9 protein-coding genes and 1 pseudogene are annotated in these 13,824 nt (G+C 73.3%); 7 read left to right on the top strand and 3 right to left on the bottom strand.

The features are described from left to right. The first annotated feature begins 159 nt into the window (after window positions 1–159). The 3 genes and pseudogenes from araB to ACFY7H_RS02705 all read left to right on the top strand — a co-directional run. Complete coding sequence (gene araB / locus ACFY7H_RS02715; protein ID WP_388932018.1) at window positions 160–1,854, top strand: ribulokinase; 1,695 nt, start codon at window positions 160–162, stop codon at window positions 1,852–1,854. Between the two features lie 84 nt (window positions 1,855–1,938). After that, on the top strand, window positions 1,939–3,450 hold the full coding sequence (gene araA / locus ACFY7H_RS02710; RefSeq protein WP_388932015.1) for an L-arabinose isomerase: 1,512 nt from the start codon (window positions 1,939–1,941) through the stop codon (window positions 3,448–3,450). A 230-nt stretch (window positions 3,451–3,680) separates the two neighbouring features. Then, a pseudogene (locus ACFY7H_RS02705) lies at window positions 3,681–3,914 on the top strand (LacI family transcriptional regulator); the annotation flags it as partial. Between the two features lie 59 nt (window positions 3,915–3,973). Here the strand turns inward: ACFY7H_RS02705 and ACFY7H_RS02700 are convergent. Further along, entirely contained in the window at window positions 3,974–5,125 is a 1,152-nt protein-coding gene (locus ACFY7H_RS02700; protein ID WP_388932271.1) for an ROK family protein, read from the bottom strand. Window positions 5,126–5,197: 72 nt separating this feature from the next. After that, on the bottom strand, window positions 5,198–6,628 hold the full coding sequence (gene xylB, locus ACFY7H_RS02695; protein ID WP_388932012.1) for a xylulokinase: 1,431 nt from the start codon (window positions 6,626–6,628) through the stop codon (window positions 5,198–5,200). 93 nt (window positions 6,629–6,721) lie between these two features. Between xylB and xylA the strand changes: the two genes are divergently transcribed. Then, window positions 6,722–7,894: a xylose isomerase gene (xylA, locus tag ACFY7H_RS02690; protein ID WP_388932010.1), complete on the top strand. Its 1,173-nt coding sequence runs from the start codon at window positions 6,722–6,724 to the stop codon at window positions 7,892–7,894. Between the two features lie 577 nt (window positions 7,895–8,471). On the opposite strand, the gene ACFY7H_RS02685 is transcribed toward xylA, so the two are convergent. Next, on the bottom strand, window positions 8,472–9,461 hold the full coding sequence (locus ACFY7H_RS02685; protein WP_388932269.1) for a LacI family DNA-binding transcriptional regulator: 990 nt from the start codon (window positions 9,459–9,461) through the stop codon (window positions 8,472–8,474). 367 nt (window positions 9,462–9,828) lie between these two features. Between ACFY7H_RS02685 and chvE the strand changes: the two genes are divergently transcribed. The 3 genes from chvE (at window position 9,829) to mmsB (ending at window position 13,816) form a co-directional block, all read left to right on the top strand. After that, a complete protein-coding gene (chvE, locus tag ACFY7H_RS02680; protein WP_388932008.1) occupies window positions 9,829–10,923 on the top strand; it encodes a multiple monosaccharide ABC transporter substrate-binding protein in 1,095 nt (364 codons plus the stop codon). Between the two features lie 106 nt (window positions 10,924–11,029). Then, window positions 11,030–12,577: a multiple monosaccharide ABC transporter ATP-binding protein gene (mmsA, locus tag ACFY7H_RS02675; protein WP_388932006.1), complete on the top strand. Its 1,548-nt coding sequence runs from the start codon at window positions 11,030–11,032 to the stop codon at window positions 12,575–12,577. A gap of 3 nt (window positions 12,578–12,580) precedes the next feature. After that, window positions 12,581–13,816, top strand: coding sequence for a multiple monosaccharide ABC transporter permease (mmsB, locus tag ACFY7H_RS02670; RefSeq protein ID WP_388932003.1), 1,236 nt, complete (start codon window positions 12,581–12,583; stop codon window positions 13,814–13,816). Window positions 13,817–13,824 lie beyond the last annotated feature (8 nt).

Below are 13,824 nucleotides of genomic sequence, written 5' to 3'. Positions count from 1 at the left end.
AAGCTCGCACACGACCGCCCGGACCCCTTGCCTCACGGCATTGTTAGCGCTCACACTGCGGGGACCGCCGATCACGCGGGCCGACTGCCGTGATCGCGGTCGGGCAACCGCGTCCGCCGGGCCGCCCGCTGCCCTCCGACCCCATCGAAAGGCACTCCCTTGACGTCACCCCATCCCCCCGCGCCCACCCCGAGTCCCGAGGAACCGGAGCAGTACACGGTCGGCGTCGACTTCGGCACGCTGTCGGGCCGCGCCGTGGTGGTGCGGGTCCGCGACGGTCAGGAGCTGGCCGCGGCGGTCCACGCCTACCGGCACGGGGTCATCGACCGGCACCTGCCGCACGGCGGCGCGCCGCTGCCTCCGGACTGGGCCCTGCAACACCCGCAGGACTGGCGGGACGTGCTGTGCCGCGCCGTCCCGGAGGCGGTGGCGGCGGCCGGGGTGGATCCCGCCGCGGTGATCGGCATCGCCACCGACTTCACCGCGTGCACCGTGCTGCCCGCGCTGGCCGACGGAACGCCCCTCGCCGAGACCGGGCTCGCCGTACGGCCCCACGCGTGGCCCAAGCTGTGGAAGCACCACGCGGCCCAGCCGTACGCCGACCGGATCAACGAACTCGCCCACGCCCGCGGGGAGAAGTGGATCGCCCGCTACGGCGGGAGGATCTCCGCCGAGTGGCAGTTCGCGAAGGCCCTCCAGGTCCTGGAGGAGGATCCTCTCGTCTACGACACCTGCGCGCGGTGGATCGAGGCCGCCGACTGGATCGTGTGGCAGCTCACCGGAACCGAGTCCCGCAACGCCTGCACGGCCGGGTACAAGGGCATCCACCAGGACGGCGCCTACCCGAGCGAGGAGTACCTGGCCGCGCTGAACCCCCGGTTCGCCGACTTCGCGCGCACCCGCCTCGAATTCCCCCTCTCCGCGCTGGGCTCCCGAGTGGGCTCGCTGAGCACGGAGGCGGCGGCGTGGACGGGGCTGCCTCCCGGCATCGCCGTGGCCGCGGGCAACGTCGACGCCCATGTCACCGCGGCGGCGGCCCGGGCCGTCGAGGACGGGCAACTGCTCGCCATCATGGGCACCTCCACCTGCCACGTCGTGAACGCCCCCGTCCTCGCCGACGTCCCCGGCATCTGCGGTGTCGTCAACGGCGGGATCGTCGAGGGGACCTACGGCTACGAGGCCGGCCAGAGCGCCGTCGGCGACGTCTTCGCCTGGGTACTGGACCAGGGCGTCCCCGCGGAGTACCTCGCCGAGGCCGCCGACCGCGGCGAGGACCTGCACACCCTGCTGACCCGGAAGGCCGCCGGGCAGCCGGTCGGCGCCCACGGACTGGTCGCCCTCGACTGGCTGAACGGCAACCGTTCGGTCCTCGTCGACCACCACCTCTCCGGGGTCGTCGTGGGCCTCACCCTCGCGACCCGCCCCGAGGACGTCTACCGGGCGCTGCTCGAGGCGACCGCGTTCGGCACCCGCGTCATCGTGGAGGCGCTGGAGGCGGGCGGGGTACCGGTGCGCGAGTTCATCGTCGCCGGCGGACTGGCCAGGAACGAACTGCTGATGCAGATCTACTCCGACGTGCTGCGCCGCCCCGTCTCCCTCGCCGCGTCCGGCCAGGGACCCGCCCTGGGGTCGGCCATCCACGCCGCCGTGGCCGCCGGCGCCCACGCGGACGTACGCACGGCCACCGCCGCCATGGGCCGCCGGCGGCCCGCCGTCTACACGCCCGACGCCTCACGGGCCGACGCCTACGACGCCCTCTTCGCCGAATACCGGCTCCTGCACGACCACTTCGGCACCGGCGGCATGCTGCACCGGCTGAGGAGCATCCGCGACGCGGCCCGCACCGGGGGCTGACCCCTCGCCCCGCTGTCCGTCACCACTTCCCCGCGCGCCCGCCGCCCCCACCCCCGTGGCGGGACGTCACCTCCAGGAGTCCATGTGCCCAGCCGAACGTCTCCCGCCCAGGAAATCTGGTTCCTCACCGGCAGCCAAGGCCTGTACGGGGAGGAGACCCTGAAGCAGGTCGCCGAACAGTCACGGCGGATCGCCACCACCCTGGCCGGCGTCCCCGGCATTCCCGCCCGAGTCGTTTGGAAGGCGGTGCTGACCGGTGCCGACGCCATCCGCCGGACGTGTCTCGACGCGAACGCCGACGACCGGTGCGTCGGCCTGATCGCCTGGATGCACACCTTCTCGCCGGCCAAGATGTGGATCGCCGGACTGGACGCGCTGCGCAAGCCGCTGCTGCACCTCCACACCCAGTCGAACGTGGCCCTGCCCTGGGACACCATCGACATGGATTTCATGAACCTCAACCAAGCCGCGCACGGGGACCGGGAGTTCGGGCACGTCCAGGCCCGTCTCGGCGTACCCCGCAAGACCGTGGCCGGGCACGTCAGCGATCCGGTGACGACCGCACGCGTCGCGGTCTGGGCGCGGGCCGCCGCCGCGCGGACCGAACTGGCCACCCTCAAGGTCGCCCGGTTCGGCGACAACATGCGCGACGTCGCCGTCACCGAGGGCGACAAGGTCGAGGCCCAGCTGCGCTTCGGCGTCTCCGTCAACACCTACGGGGTCAACGACCTGGTGGAGGTCGTCGACGGCGCGGACGAGACCGACGTGACCTCCCTCGTCAAGGAGTACGCGGACCTGTACCACCTGGCGCCGGAACTGCGGCCGGGAGGAGAACGGCACGACGCGCTGCGTTACGCGGCCCGCATCGAAGCCGGTCTGCGCACCTTCCTCGAAGCGGGCGGCTTCGGCGCCTTCACCACCAACTTCGAGGACCTGGGAGGCCTGCGCCAGCTGCCCGGCCTCGCGGTCCAGCGGCTCATGGCCCAGGGCTACGGCTTCGGGGGCGAGGGCGACTGGAAGACCGCCACCCTGCTGCGCGCCCTCAAGGCGGCCGCCGCCGGGCTCCCGGGCGGCACCTCCTTCATGGAGGACTACACCTACGACATGACGCCCGGCGACCAACTCATCCTCGGGGCGCACATGCTGGAAGTCTGCCCCACCATCGCGGCCGACCGGCCCAGGTGCGAGGTCCACCCCCTCGGCATCGGCGGGCGGGAGGACCCGGTGCGCCTGGTCTTCGACGCGGCCCCCGGGCCGGGCGTGGTGGTGGGCCTCGCCGACCTCGGCGACCGGTTCCGTCTGATCGCGAACGACATCGACGTGGTGGCACCGCCCCGGCCGCTGCCCGCCCTGCCCGTCGCCCGCGCGGTCTGGCGGCCCCACCCCGACCTGCGGACCTCCACGGAATCCTGGCTGACGGCCGGAGGGCCGCACCACACCGTCCTCAGCACCGCCCTCACCTCCGACCACCTCGACGACCTGGCGGAGATGCTCCGCATGGAACTCGTCCTCATCGACGGGACCACCACCCCGAAGCGGTTCCGGCGTGAACTCCGCTGGAGCCAGGCGTACTACCGCCTGGCACAGGGACTGTGAACCCCGCGGCTGGGCTCCGCGGGCGGTGGAGGGCTCTTCGGTGACTCCGGATCCCCCTTTGCCGTCGGCGACCGGAGCGCGCGGCCCGGGGAGCGGATCCGGGCAGTGTGAGCGCCTGGGGCGGGGGCGGGCGGCTGCTGCCGGGCGGACGGCCGAGGAGACCGTGGGCGGCCCCTGACCGAGCTGCCGGCCGGACACCCGCCCGGCTCCCCCGGCGACGGCGGCCGCCGGACGACGAACGGCCTCCGCTGCCGCGCGTTGCCGGCCGTCCGTCCGAGCTGATCGGGCTGCCCGCCCACACCTCGGGGCTGACCTGCGTCGGGCTCGGCTTCGAGGCGACCGGCGCGTTGTGCGTCGAGCATCTGGCGGCGCTGGGCCACCAGGACGTCGCCGTCGTCGGCGAGGCCCCCTCGGTCTGCGAACGGCCCACAGGCTTCGCCGAGCGCACCCTCGACGGACTCCGTCCGCTCCGGGCCATCGACGGCTGACCGTCCCGTCTCCCCTCCGGGGGGACGGGACGCCCTCAGCCCAGGGGCAGGCGGGTGGGATCGGCGATGATGCGCCGTACGGTCGACCATGCCGCGCCCAGCACCGGCCCGCGCCGCCCCAGGGCGGAGGGGCGTACCGCTTCCGGGGCCCAGGGACGGACGGTGATCCGGGCGGCCAGTTCGGCGCGGACCGGCGGGAGGAGCCAGTCGGCGAGTTCCGCGTAGGCTCCGCCCAGGACGAGCGCGTCCGGGTCGATCAGGTTCACCGCCGAGGCGAGGGCGAGGCCGAGGGCCCGTCCCGCCCGGTCCAGGGCGCCCAGGGCCCGCGCGTCCCCGGCGGCCGCCCGCTCGGCCAGCAGGGTCACCGGATCGCCGGCGGAACCGAGCCCGGCCTCGCGCAGCACGGCGGCCCGGCCCGCGTACTGCTCCAGGCAGCCGCGTGCCCCGCAAGCGCAGCGGGGGCCCTCCGGGTGGACGGGCAGGTGGCCCAGTTCGCCGGCGAAGCCGCGGGCGCCCCGGAACAGCTGCCCGCCGATGACCAGTGCGGCCCCGATTCCGGCCTCGGCGGAGACGTGCACGAAGGTCTCGGCGGGGTTCCCCCGGTGCCACTGCTCGGCGAGCGCCCCCAGGTTGGCCTCGTTCTCCGGCTCGGGAACGGCCTCCGGGCCGGGCCAGTGGTCGGCGGGGCGGACCGCCTGCCAGCCGAGGTTGGGCGCGTTCTCGACCAGCCCGCCCGGCGCGTTGGGCACCACCCCCGGCACGGCCAGGACACGGCCCTCGACGCGCAGGCCGAGGGCGGCGGCCTCCGACTCCGCCTCGGCGCCCAGTGCGGCGGCCTCCGCCAGGACCCGCCCGGCCGGCCGGCCCGCGTTGGCCCGCTCGACCCGGCGCCACACCCGGGGTTCGCCGCGCAGGTCCACGACGCAGGCGGCGAGGTGGGTGACGCCGATCTCCAGGCCGAGGCCTGCGGGGCCCCGGTCGTTCAGGGCCAGTGCCCGGCCGGGGCGGCCGACGCGTCCGCTGGGCGCGGTCTCCGTCTCGGTCAGGGCTCCCCGGCCGATGAGCTCGTCGACCATGGAGGAGACGGCCGGCCTGGTCAGGCCCGTGTGCCCGGCGACGTCCGCCCGGGAGAGCGGGCCGTGCGCGGCGACCGCGCCGATCACCACCGCCAGGTTCTGCCGGCGCATCCCCTGCTGCGAGGCGGGCGCGGCCTCCGGGCTCCCGCTCGCCCTGCCGATCCCGGTCACGGGCCGACCCTCCTATCGCTGTGCCGGCGGGACTTCCTGCAAGGTCCGCGCCCGACGCAGCGTATCGGTGATCCGTTCGAGCGCGTCGTCGTCCCGGGGCACGGGCTCCAGCACCCGGCCCTCCGCGGTGCGCCAGCGGCGGGCGACCGCGTCGGCGGGCTCTCCGGTGAGCAGTGCGCCGGCCTGTGCGGCGGCCCCGAGCGCGACCGGTTCCGGGGCGTCGGGCAGTTGGACGGCCCGGCCGGACAGCCGCAGGACGGTCCGCTGCCAGGCCCTGCCGCGGGCGCCGCCGCCGATGAGCAGCAGTGGTTCGCCGGGGGCCGGCGTCTCGCCTCCGGCGCGCAGCACGTCGTCCAGGGCGACGAGCAGGGCGTGGGCGGCGCCGTCGTAGGCGGCCTGGAGCAGCTGTCCCGGTGTGGTGTCGTGACGCAGGCCGTGGACGAGGCCGGAGGCGCCGGGGAGGTCGGGGGTGCGTTCGCCGTCCAGGTACGGGAGCACCACCACCGTGCCGCCTCGCTGGACGTCCTCGCGGTCGCGGCCGAGGAGGGCGGCGAAGCGGTCGACGGCGAGGGTGCAGTTGAGCGTGCAGGCGAGCGGCAGCCAGCCGCCGAGGGCATCGGCGAAGCCCGCTACGGTCCCGCTCGGGTCGGCGGGCCGGCTCCGGCCGACGGCGTAGACGGTGCCGGAGGTGCCGAGGCTGAGCACCGCCCGTCCGGGCGTCAGGCCGAGCCCGAGGGCGGCGGCCATGTTGTCTCCGGTTCCGGTGGCCACGAGCGCGCCTTCGCGCAGCGGCATCCCGGCCCGGACGACGCCTGCCCGGGCGCCCGGGGGGAGGACCCGGGGCAGCAGCCGGGGGTCGAGGCCGATCCGGCCGAGGATGTCCCGGTCGTAGCCGTCCGGGCCCCACCAGCCGGTTCCCGACGCGTCACCGCGGTCGGTCACCGCCTCCCCGGTCAGCCGCTCCGTGAGGTAGTCGTGGGGAAGCCGGACGGCGGCCACGCGGTCGGCGGCGGCGGGCTCGTGGGCGCGCAGCCAGGCCCATTTGGCGGCGGTGAAGGCGGCCGTCGGGACGCTGCCGGTGCGGTGGGCGAGTTCGGCCGTCCCGAACGAGGCGCCGAGTGCCGCGGCCTGCGGGGCGGAGCGTACGTCGTTCCACAGCAGTGCCGGGCGCACCGGCCGGCCGGCCGCGTCGAGGGTGACCAGGCCGTGCTGCTGGCCGGCGATCGAGCACGCGGCGGCGCGGTCGGCCCACCCCGTGGCCGCCAGGGCCTCGCCGAGCGCCCGCCACCACCGTTCGGGGTCGCTCTCGCGTCCGGCGCCCGCGCTGACCGTGTGCGGGGCGCGGCCCTCGCCCAGGACGGCACCGGAGTCCAGGTCGACGGCGAGGGCCTTGGTGGACTGGGTGGAGCTGTCGACACCGATCACGACACGCTGAGCGGACATGCGTTCCTCCGGTGGGGTTCCTTCTGGCGTCTCGGCATACTAATTTGTTTTCCGCCATAACAAATAGCCCTCGGTATGGATCCGGAGCGCCCCATGACCAGCGACCCGCTCGTCCCCACTCCCGCGCACAGGTTCACCTTCGGCCTGTGGACCGTCGGCTGGCAGGGCCGGGACCCCTTCGGCGACGCCACCCGGCCCGCCCTCGACCCGGTCGAGGCCGTGCAGCGGCTGGCCGAGCTCGGCGCCTACGGCGTCACCTTCCACGACGACGACCTGATCCCCTTCGGCGCCGGCGACTCCGCCCGCGAGCAGGCGGTCAAGCGCTTCCGCACCGCACTGGACACGGCCGGGCTGAAGGTGCCGATGGCCACCACCAACCTGTTCACCCATCCGGTGTTCAAGGACGGCGCGTTCACCGCCAACGACCGGGGCGTACGCCGCTACGCGCTGCGCAAGACGATCCGCAACATCGACCTGGCCGTGGAACTCGGCGCCTCCGTGTACGTCGCCTGGGGCGGCCGCGAGGGCGCGGAGTCGGGCGCGGCCAAGGACGTCCGCACGGCGCTGGACCGGCTCAAGGAGGCCTTCGACCTGCTCGGCGAGTACGTCGAGACCCAGGGCTACGATCTGCGCTTCGCCATCGAGCCGAAGCCCAACGAGCCGCGCGGCGACATCCTGCTGCCCACCATCGGCCACGCCCTGGCCTTCATCAACGAGCTGGAGCGGCCCGACCGGGTCGGCCTCAATCCGGAGGTCGGCCACGAGCAGATGGCCGGGCTGAACTTCCCGCACGGCATCGCCCAGGCCCTGTGGCACGGCAAGCTGTTCCACATCGACCTCAACGGCCAGTCCGGCATCAAGTACGACCAGGACCTGCGCTTCGGCGCGGGCGACCTGCGCCAGGCCTTCTGGCTGGTCGACCTGCTGGAGTCGGCCGGATACGACGGCCCCCGCCACTTCGACTTCAAGCCGCCGCGCACCGAGGACTCCGCCGGGGTGTGGGCCTCGGCCGCCGCCTGCATGCGCAACTACCTGCTGCTGGCGGAGCGTTCCCGCGCCTTCCGGGCCGATCCGGACGTACGGGCCGCCCTCGACGCCTCCCGGCTGCCCGAGCTCGCCCTGCCCACCGCCGAGGACGGCCTGGCCGGCCTGCTGGCCGACCGTTCCGCCTTCGACGGGTTCGACGCCGGGGCCGCCGCCCGCCGCGGCATGGCCTTCGAGCACCTGGACCAGCTCGCCCTCGAACACCTCCTCGGCGCCCGCTGAGGCGCGGCGCCCGGGAGCCGGGCCGTGCGTGCCACGGCCCGGCCGGGTCGGCACCCGCCCGCCCGCGGTGAACTCCCGCCGCCACGCCGTGAGGCGTCCACCCGCAGCGCCGGCTCACCCGCGCTGAGCCCGATCCCACCGCGCCGTCCCGGTGCACCTTCCCGGCGTCGGGTCTCGCGCCGGGCGGCGCGTACTCCGGCCCCTGCGGCACCGGACCGGCGTGGCGGGCGTGCAGTTCGCGCAGCAGCTCGGTGAGCGCGTCCGGGACGACGGGCCGGCCCATGGCGGTGTGCCGCGCCCGGTACGGGTCCCGCTCGGTGACCCCGGTGTCCACGGCGGTGCGCAGCGCAGCCCCGGGTCCTCGGCGCGGTGGGGCGCTGCGGCTGCGGGCCATCGGGCGGTAGAAGCGGTAGGAGTCGACGCCGAGGAAGTCCGGCGGGGCGCCGACCAGCTCCAGGACGGCCGCCGGCCGCCGGGGGCCGCCGGCGAGCCCGGCCCGCCCGGGTCTCGGCCTCGTGGCGCGGGGTAGCGTCCGGCGGGGAGCGGCTCGGTAAAAAAAGCGGCCGGCTCGGCGGGCTCAACGGCGGGGCGCGGGCCCCACACTGCGGCGCAGCACGATCTCGGGCGCGATCCGCACGTGGGTGCGGGCGTGCGCGACGCCCACCAGCTCCTCGACGAGCAGTTCCAGGGCCCGGCGGCCCAGCTCGGCGAAGTCCTGCCGCACGGTGGTCAGGGGCGGCGTGAAGTAGGCCGCCTCGGGAATGTCGTCGAAGCCCACGACGCCGATGTCGCCCGGAATCGACCGGCCGGCCTCGTGCAGGGCGCGCAACAGGCCCAGGGCCATGTGGTCGTTGGCGCAGAAGACGGCGGTGACGTCGCTCAGCCCTGCGATCCGCAGGCCCGCCCGGTAGCCGGAGCGTGCGCTCCAGTCGCCGCGCTCGACAGGCGGCACGGGGGCCCCGGCAGCCTCCAGCGTGCCGCGCCAGCCCTCCTCGCGGTCCTGGCTCTCCAGCCAGCCGGCCGGGCCGGCGAGGTGGTGCACGGTCCGGTGGCCCAGCTGGAGCAGGTGCCGGGTCGCGGCTTCGGCACCGGAGCGGTTGTCCACGGAGACCATGGGAACCCGCGCACGGCTGCCCGATCCGACCGCGACGACCGGCACGGAGCTGGAGAGCCCGGCCACCGCGCTGACGGCGGAGATCTGGGGCGCGATCACGACGACGCCTTCCACGCCCTGGTCGCGGAGCCGGTCGACGGCCTCCTGGACCGAGCGGCCGTCCAGGGAACGCAGGCTGGTGACGCTGACGGAATACCCCGCGCCGCGCGCGGCCCGCTCGATGCCGTCCAGCATCGAGGCGGGGCCGTAGAGGGTCGAGCCGAAGCTGACCACCCCGAGGTTCTGCGAGCGGCGGGTGACCAGGGCCCGGGCAGCGGAGTTCGGGCGGTAGTCCAGCTCCCGGATGGCGGCGAGCACCCGGTCCCGGGTGCCGGGCCGTACGTGCGGGGCGCCGTTGAGCACCCGTGACACCGTCTGGTGGGACACGCCGGCCAGTTTGGCCACGTCCGCCATCACGGGGTGGCGCTGCCCGGTCCCGGCACCGTCGGCTCCCACTCGCACTCCCTCCTCGACTGCGGGCCACGGTACGCCACCGCCCCCCGCCGAAGGCCACGCGGGCGCCGGCGAACGCGGGGGCCGGTGCGCGGACGCCCCGCCGCGGAGCCCGGCCGCCTGCTCCTCCGTCACCCGACGGTGATCCGGACACGGCCCTTGACGACGCTCTTGTGAGCGTTAACACTCAGGTATCGCCAGGCCGGAGCCGCAGCAACCGGACTTCGCCGAGGGCGAGGAAACCACTCCCCGGCCGGTCCTGCCCGACCGCTCCCGGCCGCCCAGCCGGGTCGCAGCGTGCCGGTCGCGCACCACCACTGGAGGAACTGTGCGGAAGCTTTCGGCGAGCCTTGCCACCGTGGGTCTGACACTGTCGCTGGCGGCCTGCGGCCAGAGCGCCAACGGAGCGGGCGACGGCGGGGCCGGCGGGAACGCCAAAGGCGGCCTCGTCGGCATCGCGATGCCGACCAAGTCGTCGGAGCGCTGGATCAACGACGGCACCAACATGGCCAAGGAGTTCCAGGCCAAGGGCTACAAGACGGACCTCCAGTACGGGGACAACGTCGTGGAGAACCAGGTGTCCCAGGTGGAGAACATGATCACCAAGGGGGCCAGACTGCTGGTGATCGCCCCCATCGACGGTTCCTCGCTCACCAACGTGCTGCAGAAGGCCGCCGACGCGCACGTCCCCGTCATCTCCTACGACCGGCTGATCCGCGGCACGGGGAACGTCGACTACTACGCGACCTTCGACAACTACAAGGTCGGTGTCCTGCAGGGCGGTTACATCGTCGACAAGCTCGGCCTCAAGGACGGCAAGGGCCCGTTCAACATCGAGCTGTTCGCCGGCTCACCGGACGACAACAACGCCAACTTCTTCTTCAACGGGGCCATGAGCGTCCTCAAGCCGTACGTCGACGAGAAGAAGCTGGTCGTGCAGAGCGGCCAGACCTCGTTCAGCCAGATCGCCACCCTGCGCTGGGACGGCGGTCTCGCCCAGTCCCGGATGGACAACCTGCTGAGCAAGTCGTACACCGCCGCCCCCGTCGACGCCGTGCTCTCGCCGTACGACGGCATCTCGATCGGCATCATCTCCTCGCTCAAGGGCGTCGGCTACGGCACCGGCCGGCCCCTGCCCGTCGTCACGGGCCAGGACGCCGAACTGGCTTCGGTGAAATCGATCATCGCGGGCGAACAGACCCAGACCGTCTACAAGGACACCCGTCAACTGGCGAAGGCGGCGGTCCAGATGGGCGATGCCCTGCTGACCGGCGGCAAGCCCGAGGTCAACGACACCACCCAGTACGACAACGGGGTCAAGACCGTCCCGGCCCAGCTGCTCCAGCCGGTCAGCGTCGACAAGGACAACTACCGGAAGGTCCTGGTGGACAGCGGCCAGTACACCGCGGACCAGCTCAAGTAGCCCTCGGGCCCCGCCCAGGGGACCCGAGCCGAACCGGCGGCGCGACGCCCGGGCCATCGCCCCGCACCCGCACGCGCACCGCCCCGAACGATACGGATGCACAGCCATGGCCGGACCCGTTCTCGAAATGCGTTCGATCAGCAAGTCGTTCCCCGGTGTCAAGGCGCTCTCCGAGGTCAACCTGACCGTGGCCGCGGGTGAGGTGCACGCCCTCTGCGGCGAGAACGGCGCCGGCAAGTCCACCCTGATGAAGGTCCTCAGCGGGGTCCACCCGCACGGCAGCTACCAGGGCGAGATCCGCTTCGAGGGCCGTCCCTGCCGGTTCCGGGGCATCCGGGCCAGCGAGCGGCAGGGCATCGTGATCATCCACCAGGAACTCGCGCTCGTGCCCCACCTGTCCATCGCCGAGAACATCTTCCTGGGCAACGAGCACGCCACCCGGGGTTTCATCAGCTGGCACCGAACGCTGACCCACGCCGCCGAACTGATCGGGCGGGTCGGACTCGACGAGAGCCCGCACACCCGGATCACCGACCTCGGCGTCGGCAAACAGCAGTTGGTCGAGATCGCCAAAGCCCTCGCCAAGGACGTCAAGCTGCTCATCCTGGACGAGCCGACGGCCGCGCTGAACGACGAGGACAGCCGCAAGCTGCTCGACCTCATCCTGGGACTCAAGGCGCAGGGCATCGCCTGCGTCCTCATCTCGCACAAGCTGAACGAGATCGCCCGGGTCGCGGACGCCGTCACCATCCTGCGCGACGGCCGGACCATCGAGACCCTCACCATCGGGTCCGAGGGCATCTCCGAGGAGCGGATCATCCGCGGCATGGTCGGCCGCGACCTGGAACACCGCTACCCCGAGCGCACCCCGGCGATCGGCGAGGTCGCCTTCGAGATCGAGGACTGGAGCGTCCTGCACCCGGTCGACCAGCGGCGGAGGGTGGTCGACCGCGCCTCGCTGAACGTCCGCCGCGGGGAGATCGTCGGCATCGCCGGCCTCATGGGCGCCGGCCGCACCGAACTGGCCATGAGCGTCTTCGGCCGCTCGTACGGACGGTGGACCGGCGGCCGCGTACGGCTGCACGGCCGGGAGATCCGAACCCGGACGGTGCCGGAGGCGATCGGGCACGGCCTCGCGTACGTGACCGAGGACCGCAAGCAGCTCGGCCTCGACCTCAACGACGACATCAGCCGGAACATCTCGCTGAGCGCCCTCGGCAAGGTCGCCCGGCGGGGCTGGGTCGACCGGCACGAGGAGACCCGGATCGCCGAATCGTTCCGGCGGAGCATGAACATCAAGGCTCCCTCGGTGTTCGCGCAGACCGGCAAGCTCAGCGGCGGCAACCAGCAGAAGGTCGTCCTCAGCAAGTGGATCTTCTCCGGGCCGGAGGTGCTGATCCTCGACGAACCCACCCGGGGCATCGACATCGGCGCCAAGGCGGAGATCTACGGCGTCATCGCCGGACTCGCCGACCAGGGCAAGCCGGTCCTCGTCATCTCCTCCGAACTCCCCGAGCTCCTCGGCCTGTGCGACCGCGTCTACACCATGGCCGAAGGCCGGATCACCGGTGAGGTGCCCCGCGCGGAGGCCACCCAGGAATCCCTCATGCGGCTCATGACCATGAGCGCGGCATACCCCGACAAGCAGGTGTGAGGCATGGCGCAGACCGAGACCACCCCAGACACCAAGCCCGGCGTCCCGCGGACCGGCCGACGGCCGTCGGCCGGTGCCGCACTGGCCCGAGCGCTGCGCGGCAACCTGCGCCAGTACGGGATGCTGCTCGCGCTGGCGCTGATCGTGCTGCTGTTCCAGATCTGGACGGGCGGAATCCTGCTCCAGCCGCTCAACATCACCAATCTGATCCAGCAGAACGGCTACATCCTCATCCTGGCGATCGGCATGATGATCGTCATCATCTGCGGGCACATCGACCTGTCGGTCGGCTCGCTCGCCGCCTTCGTCGGGGCGGCCGCGGCGGTGATGATGGTCGAGCACGAGATGCCGTGGCCCGTGGCGGTGGTGGTCTCGCTGCTGATCGGGGCCCTGGCCGGGGCCTGGCAGGGGTTCTGGATCGCCCATCTCGGGATCCCGTCGTTCATCGTCACGCTGGCCGGCATGCTGCTGTTCCGCGGCGGCACCCAGATCCTCCTGCACGGCCAGTCGGTGGCGCCGTTCCCCAAGGGCTTCCAGAACATCAGCAGCGGGTTCCTCCCCGCGGCCGGCCCCCACACCGACTACCACAACCTCACCCTGCTGCTGGGCCTCGTGGTGCTGGCCGTCACGGTCCTCCAGGAGGTGCGCGGACGGCGGCGGGCCGCGTCGTACGGGCTGGAACCGCTTCCGCGCGGGCTGTTCCTGCTGAAGCTCGGCGCGATCGCGGCGGCCGTGGTGGCCTTCACGCTGCTGCTGGCCAGCTACCACGGGGTGCCGGTGGTCCTGCTGATCTTCGGCGTCCTGCTGGTCGGCTTCGGGTACGTGATGCGCAACTCGGTCCTCGGCCGGCACACCTACGCCATCGGCGGCAACGAGGCGGCGGCGAGGCTGTCCGGGGTGAAGAGCAAGCGGGTCGTCTTCCTGGCCTTCGTGAACATGGGAGTCCTCGCGGCCCTGGCCGGACTGGTCTTCGCGGCGCGGCTCAACGCCGGCACGCCGCAGGCCGGCATCAACTTCGAGCTGGAGGCCATCGCCGCCGCCTTCATCGGCGGTGCCTCCGCGAGCGGCGGTGTGGGGACCGTCCTCGGTGCGCTCACCGGCGGTCTGGTGCTGGGCGTACTGAACAACGGGATGTCACTGGTGGGCGTGGGTACCGACTACCAGCAGGTGATCAAGGGCCTGGTGCTGCTCGCGGCCGTCGGCTTCGACGTCTACAACAAGCGCAAGGCCGGATCCTGACCGGGCCC

This window comes from Streptomyces sp. NPDC012794, from assembly GCF_042901085.1.
Taxonomy (GTDB): domain Bacteria; phylum Actinomycetota; class Actinomycetes; order Streptomycetales; family Streptomycetaceae; genus Streptomyces.
The sequence above is the reverse complement of the archived record's forward strand: the minus strand, read 5'-3'. Positions and strand labels throughout refer to the sequence as shown.

What these genes read in the sequence shown, in the direction of transcription:
- mmsB (WP_388932003.1), top strand. Translation starts at nt 12,581, where the DNA reads ATGGCGCAGACCGAGACCACCCCAGACACCAAGCCCGGCGTCCCGCGG.
- ACFY7H_RS02700 (WP_388932271.1), bottom strand. Translation starts at nt 5,125, where the DNA reads ATGCGCCGGCAGAACCTGGCGGTGGTGATCGGCGCGGTCGCCGCGCAC.
- xylB (WP_388932012.1), bottom strand. Translation starts at nt 6,628, where the DNA reads ATGTCCGCTCAGCGTGTCGTGATCGGTGTCGACAGCTCCACCCAGTCC.
- xylA (WP_388932010.1), top strand. Translation starts at nt 6,722, where the DNA reads ATGACCAGCGACCCGCTCGTCCCCACTCCCGCGCACAGGTTCACCTTC.
- ACFY7H_RS02685 (WP_388932269.1), bottom strand. Translation starts at nt 9,461, where the DNA reads ATGGCGGACGTGGCCAAACTGGCCGGCGTGTCCCACCAGACGGTGTCA.
- mmsA (WP_388932006.1), top strand. Translation starts at nt 11,030, where the DNA reads ATGGCCGGACCCGTTCTCGAAATGCGTTCGATCAGCAAGTCGTTCCCC.